28 protein-coding genes are annotated in these 22,313 nt (G+C 27.1%); 25 read left to right on the top strand and 3 right to left on the bottom strand.

Features of this window, described 5'->3' with window-relative positions:
* Positions 1-5: 5 nt before the first annotated feature.
* The 11 genes from OXH55_RS17780 (at position 6) to OXH55_RS17830 (ending at position 8,198) form a co-directional block, all read left to right on the top strand.
* On the top strand, positions 6-872 hold the full coding sequence (locus OXH55_RS17780) for a phage tail family protein (protein WP_268051465.1): 867 nt from the start codon (positions 6-8) through the stop codon (positions 870-872).
* A 1-nt stretch (position 873) separates the two neighbouring features.
* The gene (locus tag OXH55_RS17785) at positions 874-1,968 is read left to right on the top strand and encodes a siphovirus ReqiPepy6 Gp37-like family protein (protein ID WP_268051466.1); all 1,095 of its coding nucleotides are present in this window, start codon (positions 874-876) and stop codon (positions 1,966-1,968) included.
* A complete protein-coding gene (locus OXH55_RS17790) occupies positions 1,968-2,894 on the top strand; it encodes a hypothetical protein (protein ID WP_268051467.1) in 927 nt (308 codons plus the stop codon). Before OXH55_RS17785 ends, OXH55_RS17790 begins: the two co-directional genes overlap by 1 nt.
* 24 nt (positions 2,895-2,918) lie before the next feature.
* Positions 2,919-3,764: a hypothetical protein gene (locus OXH55_RS17795; RefSeq protein ID WP_268051468.1), complete on the top strand. Its 846-nt coding sequence runs from the start codon at positions 2,919-2,921 to the stop codon at positions 3,762-3,764.
* Positions 3,765-3,790: 26 nt separating this feature from the next.
* Positions 3,791-4,078, top strand: coding sequence for a hypothetical protein (locus tag OXH55_RS17800; RefSeq protein WP_268051469.1), 288 nt, complete (start codon positions 3,791-3,793; stop codon positions 4,076-4,078).
* Positions 4,079-4,266: 188 nt separating this feature from the next.
* Complete coding sequence (locus OXH55_RS17805) at positions 4,267-4,665, top strand: phage holin family protein (RefSeq protein WP_268051470.1); 399 nt, start codon at positions 4,267-4,269, stop codon at positions 4,663-4,665.
* 3 nt (positions 4,666-4,668) lie between these two features.
* Positions 4,669-5,412, top strand: coding sequence for an N-acetylmuramoyl-L-alanine amidase (locus OXH55_RS17810; protein ID WP_268051471.1), 744 nt, complete (start codon positions 4,669-4,671; stop codon positions 5,410-5,412).
* 11 nt (positions 5,413-5,423) lie between these two features.
* On the top strand, positions 5,424-5,684 hold the full coding sequence (locus OXH55_RS17815; protein WP_272509113.1) for a phage holin family protein: 261 nt from the start codon (positions 5,424-5,426) through the stop codon (positions 5,682-5,684).
* 227 nt (positions 5,685-5,911) lie between these two features.
* On the top strand, positions 5,912-6,214 hold the full coding sequence (locus OXH55_RS17820; RefSeq protein ID WP_268051472.1) for a hypothetical protein: 303 nt from the start codon (positions 5,912-5,914) through the stop codon (positions 6,212-6,214).
* A gap of 86 nt (positions 6,215-6,300) precedes the next feature.
* Positions 6,301-7,026, top strand: a complete 726-nt coding sequence (locus OXH55_RS17825) for a hypothetical protein (RefSeq protein WP_268051473.1) — start codon at positions 6,301-6,303, stop codon at positions 7,024-7,026.
* 41 nt (positions 7,027-7,067) lie between these two features.
* Positions 7,068-8,198 carry a nuclease-related domain-containing protein gene (locus OXH55_RS17830; protein ID WP_268051474.1) on the top strand — a complete coding sequence of 377 codons (1,131 nt, stop codon included), beginning with the start codon at positions 7,068-7,070 and terminating at the stop codon, positions 8,196-8,198.
* 63 nt (positions 8,199-8,261) lie between these two features.
* Here the strand turns inward: OXH55_RS17830 and OXH55_RS17835 are convergent, their stop codons facing one another.
* Positions 8,262-8,861, bottom strand: a complete 600-nt coding sequence (locus OXH55_RS17835) for a restriction endonuclease (RefSeq protein ID WP_268051475.1) — start codon at positions 8,859-8,861, stop codon at positions 8,262-8,264.
* A gap of 17 nt (positions 8,862-8,878) precedes the next feature.
* Positions 8,879-9,457: a restriction endonuclease gene (locus tag OXH55_RS17840; protein WP_268051476.1), complete on the bottom strand. Its 579-nt coding sequence runs from the start codon at positions 9,455-9,457 to the stop codon at positions 8,879-8,881.
* Between the two features lie 233 nt (positions 9,458-9,690).
* On the opposite strand from OXH55_RS17840, the gene OXH55_RS17845 reads away from it, so the two are divergent.
* From OXH55_RS17845 to OXH55_RS17895, 11 genes are all read left to right on the top strand, one after another.
* Positions 9,691-10,920: a ComEC/Rec2 family competence protein gene (locus tag OXH55_RS17845; RefSeq protein WP_268051477.1), complete on the top strand. Its 1,230-nt coding sequence runs from the start codon at positions 9,691-9,693 to the stop codon at positions 10,918-10,920.
* A 155-nt stretch (positions 10,921-11,075) separates the two neighbouring features.
* Complete coding sequence (locus OXH55_RS17850; RefSeq protein WP_268051478.1) at positions 11,076-11,531, top strand: hypothetical protein; 456 nt, start codon at positions 11,076-11,078, stop codon at positions 11,529-11,531.
* Between the two features lie 294 nt (positions 11,532-11,825).
* The gene (locus OXH55_RS17855; RefSeq protein WP_268051479.1) at positions 11,826-13,640 is read left to right on the top strand and encodes a DUF5050 domain-containing protein; all 1,815 of its coding nucleotides are present in this window, start codon (positions 11,826-11,828) and stop codon (positions 13,638-13,640) included.
* Positions 13,641-13,729: 89 nt separating this feature from the next.
* Positions 13,730-13,954: a hypothetical protein gene (locus OXH55_RS17860; RefSeq protein WP_268051480.1), complete on the top strand. Its 225-nt coding sequence runs from the start codon at positions 13,730-13,732 to the stop codon at positions 13,952-13,954.
* Positions 13,955-13,961: 7 nt separating this feature from the next.
* Positions 13,962-14,180 (top strand): helix-turn-helix transcriptional regulator, encoded by a 219-nt coding sequence (locus tag OXH55_RS17865; protein WP_268051633.1) that lies wholly within the window; start codon positions 13,962-13,964, stop codon positions 14,178-14,180.
* Positions 14,181-14,326: 146 nt separating this feature from the next.
* Complete coding sequence (locus OXH55_RS17870) at positions 14,327-15,214, top strand: ParM/StbA family protein (RefSeq protein ID WP_268051481.1); 888 nt, start codon at positions 14,327-14,329, stop codon at positions 15,212-15,214.
* A complete protein-coding gene (locus OXH55_RS17875) occupies positions 15,199-15,390 on the top strand; it encodes a circadian clock-controlled protein (RefSeq protein ID WP_268051482.1) in 192 nt (63 codons plus the stop codon). The genes OXH55_RS17870 and OXH55_RS17875 overlap by 16 nt, the downstream gene beginning before the upstream one ends.
* Before the next feature lie 107 nt (positions 15,391-15,497).
* Entirely contained in the window at positions 15,498-15,884 is a 387-nt protein-coding gene (locus tag OXH55_RS17880) for a hypothetical protein (protein WP_268051484.1), read from the top strand.
* 253 nt (positions 15,885-16,137) lie between these two features.
* Positions 16,138-16,545: a bacitracin ABC transporter ATP-binding protein gene (locus OXH55_RS17885; RefSeq protein WP_268051485.1), complete on the top strand. Its 408-nt coding sequence runs from the start codon at positions 16,138-16,140 to the stop codon at positions 16,543-16,545.
* Positions 16,542-18,962 carry a type IV secretory system conjugative DNA transfer family protein gene (locus tag OXH55_RS17890; protein WP_268051487.1) on the top strand — a complete coding sequence of 807 codons (2,421 nt, stop codon included), beginning with the start codon at positions 16,542-16,544 and terminating at the stop codon, positions 18,960-18,962. Before OXH55_RS17885 ends, OXH55_RS17890 begins: the two co-directional genes overlap by 4 nt.
* 179 nt (positions 18,963-19,141) lie before the next feature.
* Positions 19,142-19,780, top strand: coding sequence for a replication-relaxation family protein (locus tag OXH55_RS17895; protein WP_268051489.1), 639 nt, complete (start codon positions 19,142-19,144; stop codon positions 19,778-19,780).
* Between the two features lie 144 nt (positions 19,781-19,924).
* On the opposite strand, the gene OXH55_RS17900 is transcribed toward OXH55_RS17895, so the two are convergent.
* Positions 19,925-20,650 (bottom strand): site-2 protease family protein, encoded by a 726-nt coding sequence (locus OXH55_RS17900; protein ID WP_268051491.1) that lies wholly within the window; start codon positions 20,648-20,650, stop codon positions 19,925-19,927.
* A 161-nt stretch (positions 20,651-20,811) separates the two neighbouring features.
* Here OXH55_RS17900 and OXH55_RS17905 point away from each other — a divergent pair, with 161 nt between their 5' ends.
* From OXH55_RS17905 to OXH55_RS17915, 3 genes are all read left to right on the top strand, one after another.
* Positions 20,812-20,988 carry a hypothetical protein gene (locus tag OXH55_RS17905; RefSeq protein WP_268051493.1) on the top strand — a complete coding sequence of 59 codons (177 nt, stop codon included), beginning with the start codon at positions 20,812-20,814 and terminating at the stop codon, positions 20,986-20,988.
* Between the two features lie 229 nt (positions 20,989-21,217).
* Positions 21,218-21,733 carry a ClbS/DfsB family four-helix bundle protein gene (locus OXH55_RS17910; protein ID WP_268051494.1) on the top strand — a complete coding sequence of 172 codons (516 nt, stop codon included), beginning with the start codon at positions 21,218-21,220 and terminating at the stop codon, positions 21,731-21,733.
* Positions 21,734-22,010: 277 nt separating this feature from the next.
* Positions 22,011-22,202: a DUF4177 domain-containing protein gene (locus OXH55_RS17915; RefSeq protein ID WP_268051496.1), complete on the top strand. Its 192-nt coding sequence runs from the start codon at positions 22,011-22,013 to the stop codon at positions 22,200-22,202.
* Positions 22,203-22,313: the final 111 nt, after the last annotated feature.

Consider the following 22,313-nt stretch of genomic DNA (forward strand, 5'->3'; position numbering starts at 1 on the left):
ATAATATGGAGAAAATAATATTTACAAATTTAAGGGGTCAGAGTATAGTTTTAAAAAACTCTGGTCCTTTTATTATTGAAAAGATAGAAGGAACAGGAAGTTCTCAAACTACAGTTTTAACATCAAAGGCTCCTAGTCAAGATGGAAGGAGTTATCATGGAACGTTATTAGAAGAAAGAGTTTTACCTATAACAGGCTCTATAGTTGGGGAAAATGTAGAGAATATGTATAGGAAAAGACAAGAATTATGCAGTATATTTAATCCTAAAATAAAAGGGAAACTTAAGTATATAAATAATGCAGGAGAGCATGAAATTAACTGTATTGTGGAAAATATATCATTCAAGGATAAGGTGTCAGAGATACAAGATTTTTTGATTCAACTGTATTGCCCTAATCCATTTTGGACAGATACACAAGAATGCAAAAAAGAAGTAGCTCTTTGGGCTGGAGATTTTGAATTTGAATTGGAAATTCCAGAGGAGGGTATAGAAATGGGACATAGAGAGTCAAATTTAATAGTAAATATTCTTAACAAGGGTGATAGTAAATGTGGAATGAGAATAGAATTCACAGCTCTTGCTACAGTAGTTAATCCAAGTTTATTTGATGTTTATACTAGAAAATATTTAAAAGTTAAAAGAACTTTACAAGCAGGGGATAAGCTTATTATCAGTACCGACTTTGGAAATAAAAGAGTTGAAATGGTAAAGAGCAATGGAATAAGTCAAAATGTTTTTAACTATATAGATTTAAATTCAGAGTTCCTACAGCTTAATGTTGGAGACAATTTGCTGCGATATGATGCAGAGAAAGGTATAGATAACCTAGAGGTTGCTATTTACCATAAACCTCTTTATTTAGGTGTGTAAAATGAATGAACATATAAGAATAATAAGTTCTGACTTTAATCTTTTGGGCGAAATTGATGATTATGAATCACTTATATTCATAAGACGATTTTTTAAAGTCGGTGAGTTTGAACTTCATATTAATATAAATAAAAATAATACAGATAAACTTCAGGAAGGAAACTTAATATTACTCGGTGCTAAAGTTAATAAAGTAGGCATTATAATGCACCGTGAAAATGGTATAGATGAGAATGGAGAAGCTACAGAAACGCTTGTCATTAAAGGTCCAACGCTTAAAGGGGTTATGAAAAGAAGAATAACAGTACCAACAGGTAACCAAGCTTATGATAATGCAGTAGGGAGTCAAGAAACTATAATGAAGCAGTTTGTAAATAATAATATTGTAAATCCATCAGACATTTCCAGAAAAATTTCTCAAGTTGTAATAGCTCCTGACTTAAAAAGAGGTAAGGAAGATAAATGGCGTACTAGGTTTGAAAATTTAGCTGATAAACTTACCGATATAGGAGAATATAGTGAGTTAGGGTGGGAAGTATTATTAGATATAAATAATGCTAAATGGATATTTGATGTAGTTGAAGGAAAATCTTTAACTGCTAACCAGGATATTTTACCACCAGTAATATTTAGTTTGGATTTTGACAACATAAAGAATAGGCATTACATAGAAAGTAGCTTGGATTATAAAAATGTTGGATATTGTGGTGGAAAAGGTGAAGAAGATGAAAGGTTAATTCAACAAGTTGGTGAAGCTAGTGGACTACATAGAACTGAAATTTTTATTGACTGTTCACAGGCAGAAAATGTAGAAGAACTTACTATCCAAGGACAACAAAAACTAAATGAATTTAAAAAAGTAAAAAGCTTTGAGGTACAGATTATTCCTTATAGCTCTTTTAATTTTCAGGAAGATTATGATTTGGGAGACATGGTAACAGTACAAGACAGAAAATTAGGAATAACTATGAATACTAGAATTATTGAGTTAAAAGAAATATATGAAGAAAATTTTAATCTTGAAGCAACATTTGGTATAAATATACCTAATTTAATTACAGCAATAAAAAGAGAAACTAAAAAGGTGGTGAGATAGTGGAAAAAAGCTTTATTTTTAATAGTGTAAACGGAGATAGGAAATATAAAGCAGAGAATTTTAGAGAATACTTTGCTTCATTTATAGGGAATGGAGTTTTTCCTAATCCCTCAACTAACTTACAAGTAATGGCTAATGACGATATGACCGTAACTATTAAACAAGGTAAAGGTTGGATAAATGGTGCGATATACATTAATACAGATGATTATATAGTATCTGTAGATCCTGCTGATGGAGTATTAAGCAGAATAGATAGAGTTGTACTAAGAATGGATACAGTAGAAAGAAAAATATATGGGTATATTAAAAAAGGTGATTTTACCACTAATGCAGTTGCTAAAAATCTACAAAGAGATGCTGATGCATACGAAATAGCTTTAGCAGATATAAAATTAAACAAGGGAGCTATTTCTATAACTCAAGCTGATATTACGGATTTAAGGATTAATAAAGATCTTTGCGGAATAGTACATGGAACTGTGGAGCAGGTGGACACTACTACACTATTTAATCAGTACCAGGCATGGTTTGCTAAAAAAATGCAGCAGTATAATTCAGATTTAGACAATTTCATAGGAAGTAAAAAACAAGCTTTTACAGCTTGGTATGATACTACAACATCTACTTCTCAAGAAGATATAGCAACAATGAAACAAAACTTTGAAAATGAATTTAATACATGGTTCAATTCTATAAAAAATATATTAAGTGAAGATATTTCTGGTAATTTACTTAATCTTATAAATGCTAATACTACAGATTTAGAAAATTTCAAAACAAATACCGATAATAAATTAAAAGAAGTTACTTCTCAAATGATTGATTTAACGTCACAAGGAGATATAAAAAGAGTAATAATAACTAATATAATACCTACAGTAGAAACAGCACAAGAAAATACTTTATATTTTGTATATGAGTAGGTGATAAAATTGATACCTATTAAAATGAATAATAAAGTTAAGCAAATAAAAAGTATTTACTATAAAGTAGGTAATGAAATTAAAAGGTTGCTTGTGAAAAGTAAAATAGATTCTGAAATAATAGACTTTATCAAATATACAATACAAAAAATATTAGATTATACATTTAGTGAAAGTACATCAAGTAGTCGTTCATATACTTTTAATTTTCCTAATTTAATAAGTATTGATGAAATTACTGTAGATACTGGTAATGTAAATTATACAACAGAAGGCGATAATGTAAATGTATCTGTAAGTGCTGGTAACTATATACGCAGTAGTTATAGTTCAACTAAATATTCTAAATCTGCAACAGATTATAGAACATCATCATCAAATAGCTTTTCTTCAAGTGTAAGCTATTCAAATGATGGGTATAGTGGAACATTATATAAAAGCGGAAGTAGTTATGTATATAGTGGAAGTTATACTCCAAGTGATAGCAAAACAGTAGCAACTACAAAACATACGTATGATCGTTTTTATAAAAAATGGAATGGAAATCGTTGGGAAACTGACCATATAGATTGGGCTAGGGGTGGTGGCTTTCCTATTTCGTATAATGAAAATGGATATAGTGGAAACTTAACTCATAAATCGACTGTTATGGATAAATCGGAAGTTTTTAATCCACCATATCAACCATATATAGGACAAATTTTCTTAGAAGAAAAAGTCACATATACTGTAACTTATAGTGGAACAGTAACAAAACCTAGTTCTGATACTAGAAAATACAGACAAAATTATAGTGGAACTATTTATAAAGGTGGTTACTACTACTATTACAAATATAATATAAATATTAAGTATACAATAAAAAATTAAAATAAATTAAAGGTAGGTAATGTTTTATGTTAAAAATAAGAGTTAACGAAAAAGAATATGAGGTAAATAATTGTTATGAAAATGTTAGTTGGACAGGAGAAAGAAAAGAAAAATCTATATCAATAAATGTAACGGATATTAATGTTAAAGTTGAATTTGATTCATTTGTAGGTACAAATTTAAATGCTGAAATTTTAAGCAATAAAGATGTTGTATTAACAATTGGACAAGATTATATTCTTAAAGAGACATTTAGAAATATATCAAATTTTCAAAGCAGTTTTAGTATGAGGTTTGAAAAAGTTATTTCTTAATAGAAAAATATTATGTATTTAACATAACACCTAAAAAGGTGTATTTTTTATGATTTAAAAACGAGATACAAATATGTGAAACTTGCAAAATACAAACCATATTTTGTAAAATATATAAAAATTACCGAGGGGTTATAAAATGACTTGCAAGAATCAAAAGAATTATACTTCATTTTAGGAGGTGCAATATGAATGAAAGAGAGATATTTAATACTGTAATAGTAGTAATAGGCAGTTTTTTTACCTATATTTTTGGAATATGGGATACATGCCTCATAGTATTAGTAGCATTTATGAGCCTTGATTACATTACAGGACTTATTGCTGCAATAATTCAAGATAAACTTAACAGCCATATAGGTTTTAAAGGAATATTGAGAAAATCAACTATTTTATTAGTACTTATTGTGGCTGTTTTATTAGATAGGTTGCTAAGTAATGGAACTTGGGTGTTCCGTACTATAGTAGCCTATTTTTATATTGGCAATGAAGGAATTAGTATTCTTGAAAATGTAGGAAAGTGTGGGGTACCTCTTCCTAAAAAAATGATTAAAGCTTTAGAACAGTTAAGAAAAAAGGAGGAATAGTTTATGAAAATATTTATAGATCCAGGACATGGTGGATATGATTCAGGAGCAGTAGGAAATAGATTAAGAGAAAAAGATTTAGTCTTAGATATATCTTTAAAGCAGAAGAAATTATTTGAGACACTTGGACATGAAGTAAGATTGAGTAGAAGTACTGATGTATTTGTTAATTTAGCAAAAAGAGTTTATATGGCAAATATCTGGGGAGCCGATATATTTATTTCAAATCATGTAAATTCAGGTGGTGGAAAAGGTGAAGAAGTTTGGTGTTCTATTAATGGTGGTACAGGAAGAGTTTATGCATCTAAAGTCGAAGCTCAATTAGTAATGTTATTTGAATCAAGGGGAATTAAAACTAAAAGAGGTAGACATGGTGATTACTTGTATGTGATAAGAAATACTAGAATGCCAGCAATACTCAATGAATTTGGATTTATTGATAATGTTTCAGATGTAGCTAAATTAAAAAATGAAAGTTTTAGACAACAGTTAGCTGAAGCAGTTGTAAAAGGTATTACTGGTAAAAGCATTACTGCAGTACCTAAACAATCTAAAAGTAGCCTAAAGGGTAGATATGGAGAAATTACCGCAAGTGTTTTAAACGTAAGAGAATCAAATACAACTAATTCAAAAGTTTTAAAACAGCTTAAAAAAGGTGATAAAGTTAAAATTTATAAACAATATAATAACTGGTATTCAATATATCCAACTGGATGTGTATATGCAAAATATATTAAATTGATTTAGGAGGAGTATAGATGAATAACATAGATCTTATGAAATATGTAACTGAGCAAGCTTTAATACTTATTCCAGTTTTATATGTATTAGGTATTATAATAAAAAATATACCTAACATACCTGATTGGGTAATTCCTTGGATAATACTTATGGTATCTATAGTGTTGTCTGTTTTGATTCTAGAGATAAATGTACAAGCAGTTATTCAAGGAATTTTAGTAGCTGGTGTTACAGTGTTGTCCAACCAGCTTGTTAAACAAACAACTAAAAAGAAGTAATTTTCCCATAAACTTAGGCTTAGGGCATTTTTTATCTTGGTCTCTTTATGCAAAAATGAAGATATATATATAATATTGATTTTATTGGTAAATATGCCTATAATAAAAAAAGAAACTATTAGTTTTACACTATACAATGATAGATTAATACTAAATTTTTAAAATTTAACAATGGTTATATAAAAAGTGCAATTAAAATATTCTTTTATAATCAATAGGAGGACAGAATGTTTAATCCAAAGAAAATGTTAATTAGTATGACACTATTTGCAATAGGGACGTTTATATTAGAAACTCAATTTTTAGCATTTCCACCCCTTTATTCACTGCCAGAGTGTTATATTGCAATGGGAATACCATGTGGAATGAGAATATTAAATAAACTAAAACCTAATTTTGGAATTATAGTGCCATTAATAGTAGTTATATTCATAAGTCCATTCATACTGCTTTTAGTGATACTAACAGGATTAGTATCAGCACCTTATTATCTTGTTAGGTCAATTAATGGAGTAGTACGAGGTTACTAGTATTGAATGTTGGAACTTAGGTACAATATCCTAAGTTCTTTATTTTATTAAAATGTATTAGTTTTTATATAAAATGAGGTGATGTATTGAACAATTTAGAGATTGAAAATATATATAAATATTATAATAAGGAACTTAGTAATTTTAGATTAATGAGCAAACAAGATAAAATTGTTCAAATGAGTTTAGTAACACTACTTGGAATATATCTAATATTTGGTTTAATATCAGTTTTAACCAAAGAATCATTTTTATTTTGGATAGCTTTACTTAGTTATATAATAGCTATAATAATAGTGGTGAAATGGAGAAGAAAGTCTAAAAGTAAAAATAATTATAAGATTAGTTTATTTGCTTATTTACATGTAAAAAAACGTGAAAAATTTATTTGTTATTTAAAAAAACAAGGTATTAAAACACTTAAACAAAAAGAAGTTTTATGTGATTTGTTAGATGATAAAGCTAAAGAACATAAAGTTGATAACTTATGGTTTATAGGAGTAATAGGAGCTCTAAGTATACCCGTTTGGAATTGGTTTGTTAACGAAGAATTTAAGAATGCTAATATAATTAATATTACTTTATGGAAAAACTTCTTAATTATAATCACATTTGCACTAGCAATAGTTATTTTAATTCGTTTTGTAATTAATAAGAGTATTTTAAAAGTACTTAATATTAGGAGTAGTAGATATAAAGAAATGGTAAAAGTTCTCAAAGAAGACTTACTATTAAATGAGTATAACAGAAGCAGTTCAATAAGTAAAAGAAAATATAAACGTGAAAAACTCAAAATTAATATGTATTTATAATATGAGTAATTTAAGTTATTATTAGGAGAGGTTAAAAGCAAATGAAAAAAAAATTTAGATTTATATTATGGTTTATTTTAATTAGTTCAATATTTATGTCTATTTTAGCAGTAGGCAAAATAGTTTACGATAAGAAGAATATTTCACCCAAAATTAATCAAAGCAATAGTTCATTGATTACTATTTCAGTAGCAAATTCACTTAAAGAGCTAAAAAAAGGTGATTTAGTCAATATATATTTTGAACGATTTAAATCTAATAAAGAAGAAACTATGGAATTATTTTACCTTAAGAAAGGGGATTTTTTAGCTAATAAAGTAACTATAGCAGAAGTAAACAGAGAAAATAAAACTATTAAAGTTTATCTAGATAAGCAATATGCTGACTACTATAATAAATGCAGTAATAAATGTATCTATATTATAAAGAAGCATGAAGGAGAATTTATAAAGTTAAAAAGAGAAATAAATAATGCCTGGAATATTAGTGATAAAAAAGGAAAAGTGGAAATAGTATTTACTCTTTTATCTACTGTAGGAACTTTAATATTAATGCCGTTAATTGCAGCAGTATTACTTTGGTTTACTAGGAAGGAAAATAAAGGGGTAATAGGAGAGAAGAAAGTTATTAAAGCACTAAAAAAATTACCTAAAAATAAATATAAGTTTCTTAATGATATAATGATATTGAATGAAGGTACTTCAAGTCAAATTGATCATATAGTGATATCAACTTTTGGAATTATTGTTATTGAAACTAAAAACTATAAAGATCTTATTTATGGTTATGATGATAAAAATGATTGGACACAAAGTATAAAGAAAACAGGAAAATACTATACAGTCTATAATCCTATAAAGCAAAATAAAAAACATATTGAGGAATTGAAAAAGCTAATAAAAGATAGCAAAATACCTTTTTACAATTTAGTTGTATTTGCAGGTAAATGTACTTTACAAGGTGAGTATCTTAAAAATAACAAAGATGTACTATTTGTAAGTGAATTACTAAATAGAATGGATGAATTATCAAGTGCTAATAAAGAAATTTTAAACATTAATGAAGTTCAAGAGATTTATAAATTAATTAAAACTAATAATGTAACTGATGCTGGATTAAGAAAGCAGCATATAGATAATATAAGATTAAATAAAATAAGAGCATATAAATAATTAAACCTCGGATATTAATCCGGGGTTTTTTAGTTATATAAGTGAAACTAGATTTTATTATTTTTAAGTCTTTATAGTTACAGGTGATAGCTTTCTAAAATTATCATATTCTTTTAATAAATCTTTTCCATCATATAATTTAATATCGAAACATTCAGGTAATGAATTTATATATTCGATAGCTTCATTAGTAATAATACCACTGGTAATTATCATTCCATCAACAACTTGATTACCTTCCATAGCTCCTACTAATTTACGAGCTATTTCTAAATCAACTTTATATTTTGCTTTTTTAGAATAAACATATCTTTTGCATTCTACATAAAATTTAAGATTACCTCTGTAACAAATAATATCTTTTCCTCCATCAGGTCCAACAGGTGTTACTTCAATGTTAGTATATCCTTGTTTATCCAGAAACGATGCACACCAATGTTCAAATTCATTAGGGCTTAAATCATGTAAATCTTCTAAAGTTAAAATACCCTGTTTTAAATTATCAATACGTTTCTTTTCCTGTCTGTAATATATAAACATGTTAATAATTTTATGCAAGCATTTTGCAAAAAGTATAATGAATTTTATTAAAGCTATCCCTAAAATAACAATAAACATTAAATTTACAAAATAACCTATTAAAATGTCCATTGGAGAATTCATTTAAATCACCTTATTTCCTAAGAATTTTGAAGAAACTCTTTTCTTATATTATTTTTTCTGATATCCCAACAAGCTTTTGAAAAATTAATTCCATCTATTAATTCCATATTATATATTTGGGGAAGATTTTCTACATATTCCTTTGCTTCTCCGGATATGTTGCCATTTGTAATAACAAGGGCATTATATATATTATCTTCAACCATAGCTCCAACAAATTTTTGAAGTGCTGGTCTACCTACATGAGTATAATTATCATTAGTATTTGAATTTTCTTCATTAATAGCTTTATAGCAATGAATATATATATTAAGAGTTTTACCTTTATCCGCAGTAAAAGTAATGCCACCTTCAAGCTTTTCTGATATTAATTTTATATTTTTATAATCATTTTCTATTAAAAATTCATTACAAAAATCTATAAATTGATTATTAGGAAGTTGAGATAAAGAATATCTTGATGCTAAACCATATTTTAATTTTTCTTTAGCAAATTCATTTCTTAGTTTTGATTGTTCAGTATCTAACCTACTATTAATGATTTTTAAAACTATTATTAAAACTATTAATAAAGGAATTATATTAAAAGTCTTCAATAAATCACCCCATATAAATTTATTTTGATATACATGTAAAAGTTTTAACATAAACAAAAAGTATTATACACATATTAATGGAATATTTTAGTTCAAATACAATTGAAATAAGTTAAAAATAATTGGATATTCAGCTTGTTATGTTAATTAAAGAGATAACTTAAGATAAATAATTTACTTACAAGTAAAATAATGTATAATAGTAGTGGATAAATCAGATAGGGGGGGACTACATGTCAAACATAAAAAAGCGATTTTTAAATTTAATGATAGCTTTTATTTTTATGTTTTCTTTAGTAGGCTGTGGAGCTAATAAAAAAGAAGCTTCAAAAGAAAATGTAGAAAATAAAACTGTAGCAGTTGCTAAAGAAACTAATCAAGGAGCAACTTCTAAACCGGTATCAAATACTATAAAAGCAGATGTGAAAGTTCAAGGGAATCTTAAAGTTCACTATATAGACGTTGGTCAAGCAGATTCAATACTTATCCAACAAAATGGACATAACATGTTAATTGATGCTGGAAACAATGCAGATAGTAATTTAGTAGTGAATTATCTTAAAAAGCAAGGCGTGTCAAAGTTAGACTATGTAATAGGTACGCATCCACATGAGGATCATATCGGAGGACTTGATGTAGTTATCAATACTTTTGATATAGGTACAATCTATATGCCTAAAGCTACAAGTACTACTAAAACTTTTAAAGATGTAGTAACAGCTATAAAAAATAAAGGTAAAAAAATGACTGTACCTAAGGTTGGAGATAACTTTAAAGTAGGAGATGCAGTATGTACAATACTAGCTCCAAATGGAACAGAATATAAAGATGTAAATAACTATTCAATAGTTATAAAGCTTAAATTTGGTAATAACTCATTTATATTTACTGGAGATGCTGAAGATGTATCAGAAGGTGAAATTCTAAGAAAACAATTAGATATTAGTGCGGATGTTTTAAAAGTAGGACATCATGGTAGCCATTCATCAACAACAGATGCTTTCTTAGCTAAAGTAAATCCTAAGTATGCTATTGTAAGCGTAGGTAAAGGAAATGATTACGGACACCCACACAAGCCTACGATGGATAAGCTGAAAACTAAAGGCATTACAGTATATAGAACTGATGAAAGTGGTACTATAGTAGCTACATCTGATGGAACTAAAATTACTTTTGATAAAAAACCAGGTACTTATAATTACAACGGAACTGGAACCTCAACTAAGAATAGTAGTAGTTCTACAGTAAAAAGCTCAACTTCAAATAAAACAGTTACTAAATCAACTCCTAAACCTACACCAAAACCATCAAAAAATGTAGGCACAACAGTTTATGTAACTAAAACAGGTAAGAAGTATCATAGGGATGGCTGCCAATATCTACGAAAAAGCAAAATTCCTATTAGTTTAGATAAAGCTAAAGCAAGTTATGGACCATGCAGTAAATGTCACCCACCACAATAAATTTAAATATACAAATGAAGCCTTGGAGTATATCCAAGGCTTTTTTATAAAAATATTTTAAATTTCAATGTGTTATAATTATGTAAATAATAGTTATAGAAGGTATAAAGTTAGACAATAAAATTCGTGACAGAATTAAAAAAGGAAGTGTGTTAATGGATAAAAACAAGTTAGACATAAAAAAAGGTATTAAAATATTTAACTCAGACAATAGCTTTAAAGAAGGGATTGTAGTTGATGCAGGAACGAAAACAGTTAAATATATAAAGAATTTTACAGATGAACAATATAAAGAGTATGTAGGAATTTCTGAAAAACTTCATGTTGAACCTGATGTAATGAAGGGTATTAAAATATATGATGAACTTGAAGAATGGTTAACTAAAAATAATATTTCTAAGTATATGCAGGAGCAAATGGATAAAAAGTACGAAATAGAATTTGAACTAGAGATAATGCAATGTGAGCCACAAAAAGAAGGTAATGTTGTTGCTTTAAATCCAAAGTATATAGACCTAAGAAGAAAACAAAAGGAACAAGAGAATATAGATAAGAAATTTGTAGAGAGTATTGTAGAAGCAATTAATAATGGGAAATTAACAGAAAAATAAAAGATCAAGAAATCAAATCTTTTTATTTAACTATCATAAATTTAGCCTCAGGCATTACGCCTGGGGCTTTTTAAGGTGATTCTTAGTGACAAATATGAACTGTTATTCTAATTATTGACACATATTTAGATTTTATACTTTAATTATAAACTATTATTCTAAGGATAAATTAGCCTGAGTTTTTTAGTGGAAAATTTGAGTTTGCTAGCATATAAATAGGATAAAATTATTCAGATTTACAATATAATTAAATAATGTATAATAATAATAGACAAATTCATAGGGGGGATAGAAATGATTTTATTTAAAAAAAGATTTAAAGTAATGATAAGTTTTTGTATGTTTTTCATGTTAATATTTTGTTGCAATTTTATTGTAGCTAGAGCTAATGAATTACCTCAAAGTAAGTTGGTTGGAGTAGATCATTTGCCTATAATTGAAGGAGATTCAGAAACATTTTATTTAAGAACTATATTTGATAAAGAAAGTGAAAAGTGTGATGTTCAGTATAGAATTTTTCTTAATAAAATAAATACAAATAAATGGGATGAATTAACAAAAGGATATACAAATCCAGTTAATGCTGATAAAATTTATAAGTTTTGCTCCGATAAAAAATTTACCCAAGGTGAATATAAGCTATCAGTTTGGGTAAAAAGATATGGTAAACAATGCAAAAATAATAAGTATGATACATATAGCATTACAACTTTAAAATGTTTAAATAAACAAAATGAACTTAAGCTAAATAAAGAACTAGGTATGGAACAAGAAACATTTATTATTGGTCAAAATATAACGATAAATAATATCAAGGGATTAGATAACAAGTATCTATATAAATTAAATTATTATAATGTTTCTAGAAATGTTTGGAAGAGAAATTTTACCGGCTATTCTAAAAAAGTAAGTTGGGCTCCAGTTTCAGCAGGAGATTATATACTTGAAATATTAGTAAAATCACCTAATTCAAAGAAACAATATGATGGTAAAAAATTAAAGTTAATAACTGTAAAAGAAAAGCCAACTGATGATAGCTTAATAGCGTATAAAGATAGTTATATTTATTACGGAAATGCTGAAGATAACTATAAACTTTATAAGAAAAATATTAATGGAACTAAACAAGAAAAATTATGTGATGATTCTATAAGTGGAGTTAATATCAAAGGTGAATGGATATACTATGTAAACGCATTTAATGATAAAGTGTATAAAATAACAAATGATGGAAAGCGGAAGCAAGAGGTATTTAGCGAAAGTGAAAAAGATATATGTAAGCAAAATAGTTTGATAGATTTTAAAATTCCTAATGATTTTGGAAATGAAGATATAATTATAAAAAATTGCTTTGATGAAAGTTTAAGTATTGAATTAGAAAATATATTTTATGATAGAAAAACACATAAAATAATAACATCAACAGTTTCGCCAATGAGATTAAAACCAGGATCAAGTAGTACAAAAAAAGAACTATATTTTGATTCTATGTGGAGTGATAAATATCTTTATTTAGGAAGTTCACTAAAAAACATTAAAGTCTGTTCAAATTATGATTTTAGTGAAACAAAGATAGATAATCCTAACTATTCTTATTTTAAAAATTTAATATCGTCAAAAGAGTTTATTAATCAAAAAATCTATGAGGAAAATAGGAGAAAATATAGAGAGGAAGAACAACGCAAGAAAGAATTAAGAGAAGCTGAGGAAAAACGTAAGAAGGAGTTAAAAGAAAACAATTATATTCCTATTAAAACAGGTATATACTTCTTTAAACCAAATGAAAGGTATATCGGCGAAACAACAGTAATAGTAGCAGATAGTATAGGAGATCCAGTTGCAAATATTACTGTTGTAAATCTTTCAGATAAAGAAATAGATGCATTTAAAATATCTTTTAAATGTTATGATGCATTTGATAAACCAGTAAATAAATTTTTAGATAATAGTAATACTTTTTATGGTGTTGCTCAAAATATATCATTAAAAAGTGCTGAATTTGATGAATATATGTGGTCATTAAGTTTATATGATTTAACAACTAAAATTAAGGACATAAAAGTATTAGAAGTACATTTTACCGATGGAACTACATGGAAAAGCAAATAATTATGATAAAGTTATGTTTTATATAATATGTACAATTATTTATATATAAATAGTTCAAGCCCTAGACATAGTGTCTGGGGCTTTTTAAGGTGATTCTTGTCAATAAATATGTGATAACAGCTATCTTAATTATTGACATATATTTAGATTTTATACTTTATTTAATTGATATTAATATTAATATAGAACATATCAATAATGTAGCTACTATACATATAGCTATTCTAACAAAAGATTTCTTTGTGATAATTTCATCAGGGGTTAATTCTTTATATTTAAAGGAATTTTATACCACTTATAGAATACTTACATAAACTGGTGATGTGGGGTGATGTGTTTGGGGTAAAGAATAGACTTAAAGAAATTAGGATGAGAGAGTATATGATGAAACAGAAGGAATTTGCAGAAATGCTGGGAATGAAAAAGAGTACTTATAACACAATAGAACTGAATAAAGTTCAAGGAAATGCAGAGACTTTATTAACTATAGCTAAAGCACTTAATCGAAAGGTAGAAGATATATGGTACCTGGAAGATTAGGTGCTATTTTTTTATACAAAATAAAACTAATCTTAGGATTAAAAATATATTTTAGTATTTTATCCTAAATTTAGGAAACTTTCAGAAAGTTTCTGCATAAGATATAACATAAAGAGCACTAACAGAGCAGAAAGGAGTAAGAATACATGTTAATTGGCATTGATTTAGGCAACTATGGAGTAAAAACATCTGAGAGAGTATCATTTTTGAGCAAAATTTCAGATGTTGAAAACTTCACAGGTGAAAATGAAGTTATATACGAAGGTAGAAAGCTCTATGTAGGTGAAGGAGAGTTTAGTACGGATTGGAATAAAAGTATGAAAGGAAGTACATTACCACTTCTATTTACTTCTCTTGCTAAAAGTTCTAAAGAAAATATATTTCAAGTTGTTTTAGGGCTTCCAATTCAGCAATACAAACAAAATAAAGAAAAATTTAAGGAACTAATAGAAGAGAATAGAGGGAAAACATTAATTATAGATGGCAAATCAAGAGATATTATTATAAGCAATATAGAGATCGCTCCAGAAGGGGCTAGTGCTTACTATAACTTATCTATAGAAAATAAGAAACTTATAGGAAATAAACCACTTACTATAGTAGATATTGGTGGTAGAACTACAGATGTATGCTTGTTTAAAGATAAAAAAATAAAAGGTTTCAAGACGATTCCAGTTGGTATGTTAAATATTTATACAGATATAGTTACAGAAGTTAATAGCAGATTCACTGAAAGTTTTAAATTAGAAGAAGGTGAAAGCATCCTAAAAGATGGATTGTTTTTATATGGTGAGCAACAAAATATGAGTTTTATAAAACCAATTTTACAAAGACATTTCAATTCTATATATAAAGAGTTGCAACTAAATTTTGAAATCTCAAAAGGTTATGTATTGCTTACTGGAGGAGGTAGTTTAACTTTAAGGAGAGCATTTCAAAATAGACTTAAAAATTTAATAGTAAGTAATGATCCTGTTTATGATAATGTAATTGGATTTAAAAAGGTAGGTGAACAATTGTGGCTAGAAAAATAAGTATAAGTTTTAAAGAAACTACTAAAGATTTGGAACTTTATCAGTTAATTATGTCTATGGAGGATAAAAGCTATGAAGTAAAACAAATTTTAAGAGAAGCTTTCAAAGCAGAAATCGGTCAAAAGAAGATATCTAAACAAGAAAAGAAAGAAGAAGTTAATATTTTAGATTTTTAGATTATCCTTTCATATCATGTTTACATTTCTTAAACTAAAGCTGAGATAGGTCCTATTCTGTTAGTGGTTGCAATTTTTCAATAATTAAGTTAAATGGAGGGTATTGAATGAATATTAATAAAGTTTTAGATATAAGCAAGTATGCAGAGCAAAGCAAAAAGGATTTTGCTACCGCTGCAGGAGCTATTGAAAAAATGTTTTCTTTTTTAACTGTTAAGGAATTTGAAACAATTAAGAATCTTTTAGAGTGTGGTCATGTAAATGAAGTGTATGATTTGATGGATGCATTTTGGAAAGAAAAAGTTGCTGAAGAAATGTATCCACTACAAGTTTGGGATGGGGAATTAGTTGGCACTGTAAAAGCAAGATTAATTAAAAAAGTAATGGAATTAGAGAGTAAAGAATTTTGGGTAGTTGAAACAGAACAAGGGGATGAATTAAAGCGTTGGATTCCTAAAAAAGATATAAAAAATAAGCCTAAGCATGAAAGCTAGACTTATCCTAAATTATTATAAACTCATAGATATACCTAAACATACTGCTGAAAATAATAGCCATGCTCCAGCTGACATAATAATTCACTCCCGTATAAAAATTTATTCATAGTATAACCTAAATATAAAATATTATTCAGGAGGATTTTGTAATGAAAGAATTTTTAAAGGTTATATTCTTCTTTTTAGCAGTCTATGGAACGGTTAAAATGTGGAAGCAAATATTTAAAGATATTAAGAGGGGGAATAAGTAATGCTGACTTGTATAAATCTTTCTAAACCAAGAATATTAGTTCAAGATAGAATAAATGAGGCTATATTCAATTATAAAATGATGAATACAAAACAACAGCAGCATATAAAAACTATTGTGAAGGTTACTGAGACTACATTAACTATAACTTTAGTACTAAATGGAACAGCATATGCATCCGTTGGCGATAAAGTAATAGCTGCACTAAATCCATTATTAGATTTAGTGCAATCTCTAGGATACCCTTTAGCTGTATTATCTATGAGCGGTGGAGCTATAATCATGATGTTCAACAAAAGAATGGGAGTTAGAATAATAAAAGAAACAGGAATAGCTTACTTAGTTCTTCAATTTGTACCAGGTTTAATGAAGATATTAGCGGAAGTGGGGAGGGCTTTAAGGGCATGATTATAGAAGTTACTCCTGATATAAATATTAGTAATTCTAAACTTGAAAGTATGCTTACTAATATACATTCTCATAAAAACCTATTTAGTAGAATTAATTTCAGAGATAGGAAAATAATTTCTCAAAATCAAATAACATATGAGATTCTATTTGCTAAAGAAAACTCTAAATTAAACATATCTTTTTATTATATAATTCCCGATGAATTAAAAGAGTTAGTAACCAATGAATTGAACGTCTGTTATCCTAAAGCTACTTTTAAATTTAAAAATGATAATTATAAAATAGATAAATCTAACGGTATTCTCAATCTACTTAAAGAAGATCATATGATAAATGTTGAAGATGCAATTGAATTAGAATTGGAGCAACATAGTTTTTTAAGCTTAAAAACAGATTCAAGAGCAGAATATCCTCTTAGCTCATTTTTAGAAACTTCCAAAATGCTAAAAGATGATGAGAAAGTACTAATACAATATATTTTAATGCCTTGCGAACTATCTACTTCTACTGATTTTGAAGAATCAATTAAAGAATTTAATACAGAAAATAGAATTAAAACAAAATATAAGTTAGATAAAGAAAAAATGATTAGAGGAAGTCTTAAATTAGCTTATAGTTGTATCGCAGAAGTATTAGATCTAGCTAGTTTGGTATTTACTAATCAAGAATATAAAAGATTAAATCTTGATGAATTTGATAATAATGTACTTTTTAGAAATGGCTTATCTCAAAATACTAAAGATAAATCTTCTTCTCTTTGTTATGATACCTCAATAAGAATAGCCACTAATAGTGAAAGAAGTGAACTAATTTTAAATTTATTCAAAAAAACTTTTAATACATTACAAGGAGATAATAAATTAGTTAAAAGAAAAGTAAAAGAACATAAGTTAATTGAAGCTATAGAAGAAAGAAAAGTTATAGACAAACTTAATGAAGATGCTTTCAGTACAAAAGAATTAGCTCAATTCATGCAGCTACCAACTAAGTATTATCAACAAGAATATAAGATTAAAAACATAGATATTAGAGAAATTAATATACCACCTATATTTACTTCAAAAGGTATTCAGATAGGATGGACTATATATAAAGGAAGAAAAATACCACTATATTTTCCTTTAGATGATTTAGATTCTCTATGTCAATGTTGGGTTTCTATAGGTAAGATGGGTAGCGGTAAAACAACTTGTGGAGAAAATACAGCTATTCAATTACTTCAGAATGGTGTTAGTGTATTTGCTATAGATGTAGCAGATGGTAGTATGATTGATAATATAGAAAATGGATTACCAAAGGATTTTAAGAAAATAATAGACCTTAATTTTGGTGATACAGATAATCCTATTTCATTGTCCTGGAGTGAATGTGTTAGTAATGGAGATAAAACTATAGAAACTAAATTAGCTTCTCAACTTAAGAACTTTCTTAATAAACTTGCTAAAAGTGAAAATCAAAAATTAAGCAGTAGAATGGAAAGATTTTTAGGAGCTGCAGCTAAAGCAGTATTTAAAAATCCTACTGCGAATTTATATGATGTTATTCTTTGTCTTACAGATAGAAGATATAGAGATAACTTAATTAAGGATAATAATATTGAAGGCAGATTAAGATGGACCTTACAACAACTAAATGATGATGAAAATGAAACAGGTACTAAACAGAGTTATATTTCTGGCATTATGGATAGATTAGATGCGCTACTAGACAATGAGTTTGCTGCAAATTGTTTATTGCAAGAAGCTAATTTAAATATAAATTTTAGAAAGTGGGCTGATGAAGGTTATTTTGTAGGTGTAAGAGTTCCTAAAGATACTTTACTAGATGATACTACAGATTTACTTGTAACTTATATAGTATCTAAGCTATGGCTTGCTATATTAACACGCAGTAACATTCCTAAAGAGAAGAGAAAACCTTGTATATTAATCTTAGATGAACCACATCAATTTCCTACAGTATTTACAGAACTACATTCCATTATTAGAGAAATGAGAAAATGGAGGTTTGGAGTATTTATATTAGCACATGAATTTGGTGATTTTAATAATATGAAAACATTACTTAAAAGTGCAGGTACGAACTACTTTATATATAGCACTAGCAAGGAAACTTATAGAGAGTTATTAGAAGAATTATATCCATTTACATTAGATGAAATGCTAAAAACTAAATGGCATAATGCTATTGTAAATTTAAGATATAAAGAAGAACAAATATGTGTTATGACCGATATGTTAAAACCTCTGCCAGCTAAAAGAAATTATAAGAAAGAAAATATTTTTGGTAGATCAGTTGCAAAGGTACAGGATGAAATTTTTAAGAAGACCATGAATTTCGAAGAAGAATTTATAAATAATATGAATGATAGTAAAGAAAAAGAAGTAAATGTTCAACAAAAAGCTATTCTTTAAAAGCAACCTACCTATGCAATAAGATATAGAATAACCTGTAGAATACATATAGAATAAGTATAGAAATTTCAAAATACAAAAGAGCCTATAAATGGCTTAAAACAATACTATACATAAGATTAGAAAACGATAAGCCCTTATATATATTATATATAAATAAAAAGGGTAGGTGGCATATTTTGATTTTATCAGAAAGAGATTGGAATTTCCTAAAGGATTTATATTTCGTAAAAATCCTAAATACTCAGAGAATCTGTAGACTATACAACTCTAAAAAATATTGTTACTCACGTCTAAAACTTCTAAAAGATAATGGATATATTAAAGTCTTATATAAGCTTCCAAGTAAAGAAAATGTTTTTACCTTAGATAAAAAAGGATATGAAACTATAGGATATAAATCTAAGAAGTTAAATATTAATCTTGAATATTCTCTAGCAGCAGCAGATTTTTATTTTCATGAAAAAAGATTAGATGCATTTATAAAGTTTAATAATAAATATTATTTTAGATATCAAAATAGAAAGTACATTTTAAAAATAGATATTCTAATGAAAACTAATACTTGGATATTTGTAGAACTAGATCTAGGAGACAAACACTTTGAAGATAAAATAAAAAAGTGGGAAATGTATTATAAAAGTAAAGAATATAAGAAGCTATTTGATAATTTTCCTGTAATTGCAATAGTAAGTTCTGATATAGATAGGACTAAAAAAATTATAGAAGATAACAAAAGAGAAGATGTACTTTATCAATATTTAGATTATCAAAAGGTCAAAGAATGGAAATATCATTATTCTCAAAATTCCCAATAAAATAGGAGCTAGTGCTCCTATTTTTAAATGCATAATCTTTTGCTATTGTGTAATAACTCAGAATCCCATATTTGCTACACACTTCTCTTTTATTGTGTCTTAACTAATTTCTCTATTTAATAAAATAAATAAGAATAATGTATATCAATCAATTTTGCAATCCATAACAACAATCGAAGATACTTTACTTTTAATATCTTCCATTTTTTGAATTGCTAATTTCATTTCTTCTTCATTGCCTCTTGCTTTGTAATATTGAAATTTATAATAATACCCATAATATTGAATTCCTATTTCTTTTGATTTTATAAGCGACTCAATGCTTTTTAAATCAATGTTTAAAAAATCACCACCTGTAATTCTATTTTCTGTTAATTTAAATAGTGCAATTTCCTCATTGGCTTCTTGTCCTCCTTTATGAAGTCTACTCCATCTTCCTCCATCAGAATATGTGCCAACACCTGTTTTTAAAGGAATTGGAAGAGCACACATAATTCCCATCCCTAAAGGCATTGCTCCTAATAGAATCAAAACAATGTTGTTTGTGATAATTCCTAGCGGCAGAAAAATAACTCCCATAACTATCGAAGCCAATGGTCCACCTAATAAAACATTTGACCATATCCTAATATTATCTACGTTAGCACTTTTAGGCACTGTACCGCCAACCCCACCCCACATAGCAATTTGTTTTTCAAAATAAAATTTAATCTTACCATTCTCATCAGCCTTTATTCCTAATGGTCCAATGACCAATAAGTAAAATTTCCAACCGTTAGCCAAACCAACAATAATATGTCCTAATTCATGAATTATACCTGAAATCAAATAACACAATATGAAAATTAAAATATAGATAACAGCTTCCATTTCCTTCCTCCTTCGAACTTAATATCCTATAAATAATCTTTACTTCGTAATATCTTTAAATAATGACATAATCATGACTAATATTATACCTTGATTTTTTTAGAATAATCAACTTGTATAATTAATAACATTAATGTATATAATTTCAATGAGGTGAGATTATGAAAGGAATAATGGCATGTACAGAAGAGGAAAAAGATATAATGATTTTAGCTTTATATAGTTACTTGAATTATTATAAGAATAGATTAAATGAAGTAGATGATCAATTATATATTGAATCTATACAAAATAAGATTAAAATTACAGAAAATATGATAAAAGAGTTAGGAGCCTGATGGCTCCTTTTTATATTGCTAATTAACTATCTAAAAATCAATTAAGTAGGGGCTGGTATCCTCACTTCACTTTTACATAATATGAATCCTAATTTTAAATATGGTATACTTGTACAAGTATTATTGTTAAACAATATAAATAAATTACGTCGCAAGAATATATAACATTTTAAGATGAAATTGTAAGATATTACGAATGTTAAATAAGAATTTGAAATGAGGGATTAAGTTGGTGGAATATAAAAACAGAGAGGAATTGATTTTAGAAATTTCTAAACGTTCAAAATTATTTATTCAAGAATTTACTGATGTTAATGAAAAAGATAAAAATACGTTAATTGATGGCGTAGATAAAACACCTACTCAAATGATTGCCTATCAATTAGGATGGATGAATCTTATTCTTAGCTGGGAAAATCAAGAACAAGAAGGATATGCTGTCGTAACCCCAACTCCAGAATATAAATGGAATAATCTTGGTGGATTATATGAAAGTTTTTATAAACATTATGAGAAATATACTCTAAAAGAGTTATGTACTATGTTTTTAGAGACTGAACAGAGAATTATTCAATTGATAAATAATTATACGGATATCGAATTATTTCAGCAAGGAGGAAGGAAGTGGTCATCATCAACTCCTTCTAATTGGGCAATATGGAAGTGGATTCATATAAATACTGTTGCACCATTTAAATCCTTTAGAACCAAAATACGAAAGTGGAAAAAGTTACAACAAAATTAAAAAATTAACCATAAATTTTAATTTATAAAATATATCATATCAACTACAAATGAATAATCTTCTTAAATGACGATATAAAAAGCTAATATTAAAAGAAACAGTTAAGGCATAATAGCAAAATATTACGAAGCAAGTTCAATAATATTTTTAGGTTACTAAAATTATAAATTTAAGTGTATTGTATAATATGTAATTGTGTTAATTCACATTGTGAAGTAATTGCGTCGTAAATATGTTATTATCAAATATAATACTAATGAAGAAGGAGGATGTGGAAATGTATGAGTACAAATTTGAAAAAATAGAAATGAAGTCAGGCCTTTTACGAGTAAAGCCTGAAGAAGATTATCACAAAATAATTGAAAAATATGCAGCAGAAGGTTGGAGATTAATTCAAATTTTTGCACCAGCAATCAGCGGATATGGGTCAGCACCATATTATGAACTTATATTTGAAAAGCAAAAATAATATAAGATTTATCATTTAGGAAATAGTTAAGACATACTAGCAAAATATTACGAAGCAATTCCAATAATATTATTAGGCTCCTTTTTTTAGGTTGCTGATTAGTTATTATTA

This window comes from Clostridium ganghwense, assembly GCF_026735165.1.
Lineage (GTDB): Bacteria > Bacillota > Clostridia > Clostridiales > Clostridiaceae > Clostridium_H > Clostridium_H ganghwense.

Excerpts from the sequence above, each read along its gene's own strand:
- OXH55_RS17780 (WP_268051465.1), top strand. The coding sequence starts at position 6 with ATGGAGAAAATAATATTTACAAATTTAAGGGGTCAGAGTATAGTTTTA.
- OXH55_RS17785 (WP_268051466.1), top strand. The coding sequence starts at position 874 with ATGAATGAACATATAAGAATAATAAGTTCTGACTTTAATCTTTTGGGC.
- OXH55_RS17795 (WP_268051468.1), top strand. The coding sequence starts at position 2,919 with ATGAATAATAAAGTTAAGCAAATAAAAAGTATTTACTATAAAGTAGGT.
- OXH55_RS17800 (WP_268051469.1), top strand. The coding sequence starts at position 3,791 with ATGTTAAAAATAAGAGTTAACGAAAAAGAATATGAGGTAAATAATTGT.
- OXH55_RS17805 (WP_268051470.1), top strand. The coding sequence starts at position 4,267 with ATGAATGAAAGAGAGATATTTAATACTGTAATAGTAGTAATAGGCAGT.
- OXH55_RS17810 (WP_268051471.1), top strand. The coding sequence starts at position 4,669 with ATGAAAATATTTATAGATCCAGGACATGGTGGATATGATTCAGGAGCA.
- OXH55_RS17815 (WP_272509113.1), top strand. The coding sequence starts at position 5,424 with ATGAATAACATAGATCTTATGAAATATGTAACTGAGCAAGCTTTAATA.
- OXH55_RS17820 (WP_268051472.1), top strand. The coding sequence starts at position 5,912 with ATGTTTAATCCAAAGAAAATGTTAATTAGTATGACACTATTTGCAATA.
- OXH55_RS17830 (WP_268051474.1), top strand. The coding sequence starts at position 7,068 with ATGAAAAAAAAATTTAGATTTATATTATGGTTTATTTTAATTAGTTCA.
- OXH55_RS17835 (WP_268051475.1), bottom strand. The coding sequence starts at position 8,861 with ATGAATTCTCCAATGGACATTTTAATAGGTTATTTTGTAAATTTAATG.
- OXH55_RS17845 (WP_268051477.1), top strand. The coding sequence starts at position 9,691 with ATGTCAAACATAAAAAAGCGATTTTTAAATTTAATGATAGCTTTTATT.
- OXH55_RS17850 (WP_268051478.1), top strand. The coding sequence starts at position 11,076 with ATGGATAAAAACAAGTTAGACATAAAAAAAGGTATTAAAATATTTAAC.
- OXH55_RS17855 (WP_268051479.1), top strand. The coding sequence starts at position 11,826 with ATGATTTTATTTAAAAAAAGATTTAAAGTAATGATAAGTTTTTGTATG.
- OXH55_RS17865 (WP_268051633.1), top strand. The coding sequence starts at position 13,962 with ATGTGGGGTGATGTGTTTGGGGTAAAGAATAGACTTAAAGAAATTAGG.
- OXH55_RS17870 (WP_268051481.1), top strand. The coding sequence starts at position 14,327 with ATGTTAATTGGCATTGATTTAGGCAACTATGGAGTAAAAACATCTGAG.
- OXH55_RS17880 (WP_268051484.1), top strand. The coding sequence starts at position 15,498 with ATGAATATTAATAAAGTTTTAGATATAAGCAAGTATGCAGAGCAAAGC.
- OXH55_RS17885 (WP_268051485.1), top strand. The coding sequence starts at position 16,138 with ATGCTGACTTGTATAAATCTTTCTAAACCAAGAATATTAGTTCAAGAT.
- OXH55_RS17890 (WP_268051487.1), top strand. The coding sequence starts at position 16,542 with ATGATTATAGAAGTTACTCCTGATATAAATATTAGTAATTCTAAACTT.
- OXH55_RS17900 (WP_268051491.1), bottom strand. The coding sequence starts at position 20,650 with ATGGAAGCTGTTATCTATATTTTAATTTTCATATTGTGTTATTTGATT.
- OXH55_RS17905 (WP_268051493.1), top strand. The coding sequence starts at position 20,812 with ATGAAAGGAATAATGGCATGTACAGAAGAGGAAAAAGATATAATGATT.
- OXH55_RS17915 (WP_268051496.1), top strand. The coding sequence starts at position 22,011 with ATGTATGAGTACAAATTTGAAAAAATAGAAATGAAGTCAGGCCTTTTA.